General features: G+C 69.2%; 2 protein-coding genes. One reads left to right on the top strand and one right to left on the bottom strand.

The window, feature by feature from the left end:
- Window positions 1–213: 213 nt before the first annotated feature.
- Entirely contained in the window at window positions 214–765 is a 552-nt protein-coding gene (locus tag IG90_RS0138555) for a hypothetical protein (protein WP_030595921.1), read from the top strand.
- On the opposite strand, the gene IG90_RS0138550 is transcribed toward IG90_RS0138555, so the two are convergent.
- Complete coding sequence (locus tag IG90_RS0138550) at window positions 722–1,639, bottom strand: IS5 family transposase (RefSeq protein ID WP_030595919.1); 918 nt, start codon at window positions 1,637–1,639, stop codon at window positions 722–724. The two genes, IG90_RS0138555 and IG90_RS0138550, sit on opposite strands and share 44 nt — an antisense overlap.
- Window positions 1,640–1,883: the final 244 nt, after the last annotated feature.

Raw genomic sequence — 1,883 nt, 5'->3', positions numbered from 1 at the left:
TACTCGACATCTCGAAGCGTGGAGAACGGCCGCCCCGGCTGTCCCGGGAAGAACCGCAGATCAGCAGGTCGGGTGACCTCCGAGGTTAAACGCCAAGCTTAGAAGCTGTTGTCTTTCCGGACGTGAGGGCTGCGTTTTCGCTGGTGGGGCATAGGTTCGGCGATCTCGTGGGAGTGACGGCTTGTCGTGTCGTCGCTGCTGTGGGGGTCGTGGATGCCGTCGGTGGTCGGACTGCTGGAACAGCGCGAGCTGGGTGCTCGCCGTCGGGTGGACGAGCTGCGGGAGGAAGCAGACCGCATCCAGGCCGAACTGGCCGTGGCCGAGCGGGAATGGCAGGAGTGGACGATTGCCCGCTCGAAGGTCGGCGAGGTGCTGGCCCCGGAGGAGGAGAGCGGGCGCGACCGTGGCCGGGCCGACGAGAGTGTGCCGACCGCCAAAGGACAGCCAGGAACGGCCCCGCAGTCGGCGGAGGCGGTGAAGCCGAAGTCGCAGGTGCCCGTGTGGCGTGAGGGGCTGGCCTGGTCGGCGCTGTCGGTGGACTACCAGCGCATCCTGCAGTTGGGGGCGGACCGAGCCCGGCTCGGGCAGGGGCCGGTGACCTGCCAGGAGATGGCCGCCGGGTTCGGTGTGGACGTGGTGCCGGCAAGGGTGGAGGCGCTGCGGTCGAAGGCGAAACGCCTGGTGGCCCGGGGCTGGCTGGCCGAGCCCGCGCCGGGCCGGTTCACGCCCGCGCCGGGCGTGGCCGGGCCAGGCGGCGGGTCATGACGATGGTCATCGACCAGTAGGCCATCGCCTCGGCACTGGTCGTGCGGCGCTCGTAGTCGCGGGCCAAGCGGCGGCTTCGCATCAGGTGGGCGAAGAGACGCTCGACGATCCACCGCTTGGGCAGCACCACGAAGCCCTTCTGGTCGTCGCTGCGCTTGACGATCGCCAGCACCAGCGCGAATGCGGCCAGGCAGTGCTCGACGAGGCTGCCGGTGTAGCCGCCATCAGCCCAGACGAGGGCGAGGCGGTGGTGCGCGTCGGCCACCCGGGCGAGCAGGACCTGGGCGGCGGCGCGGTCGCCGACATCGGCGCTGGTGACCATCACGCCCAGCAGCAGGCCGAGGGTGTCTACCACGACGTGCCGTTTGCGCCCGTTGATCTGCTTGCCGCCGTCGTAGCCGCGGCTGTCCGCGCCCACCACGGCGTCCGCCTTGACCGACTGCGAGTCGATCACCCCGGCCGTGGGCTCCGTGTCCTTGCCCACCATCTCGCGGACCCTGGCACGCAGCCGGTCGTGGAACTCCCTGACCAGGCCATGGTCGCGCCAGCGGCGGTAGAACGCGTACACCCGGTCCCACGGCGGGAAGTCGGCCGGCATCGCGCGCCACTTGATGCCGTTGTCGACCAGGTAGCGGATCGCGTCCAGTATCGCGCGGTGGCAGTACACCTCCGGCTGCCCGCCGCGACCGCGCATCCAGCCCGGCACCGGCAGCAGCGGCCGGACCTTGGCCCACTCCCCGTCGGTCATGTCCGTCGGATAACGGCGTTCACGTACCCCCTTGTCGGCGGCGTTTCCGAACCGGTGAGCCAGACAGTCACACTCCAGGGCGACCGAAGTGGACTGCCAGGGCATCGGCACGGAAGACTGCGGCACCGGGGCCTCCAGATGTTGCTCGGTGATTCGACACCAACGAGCTGTTCAGGAGGCCCCACCCGTATGCGCCCAGCGGTCCGCGACCACCCGATCGAGACTCCCGTTCGAAACGCATCTCTCAAGATCGGAACGACAACAGCTTCTTAGCTTGGCGTTTAACCTCGGAGGTCACCCGACCTGCTGATCTGCGGTTCTTCCCGGGACAGCCGGGGCGGCCGTTCTCCACGCTTCGAGATGTCGAGTA

It is taken from the genome of Streptomyces anulatus (genome assembly GCF_000721175.1).
Taxonomy (GTDB): domain Bacteria; phylum Actinomycetota; class Actinomycetes; order Streptomycetales; family Streptomycetaceae; genus Streptomyces; species Streptomyces anulatus_C.
Note: the sequence above shows the minus strand (reverse complement) of the source record. Positions and strands in the feature narration are given on the sequence as shown.

What these genes read in the sequence shown, in the direction of transcription:
- IG90_RS0138555 (WP_030595921.1), top strand. Translation starts at nt 214, where the DNA reads ATGCCGTCGGTGGTCGGACTGCTGGAACAGCGCGAGCTGGGTGCTCGC.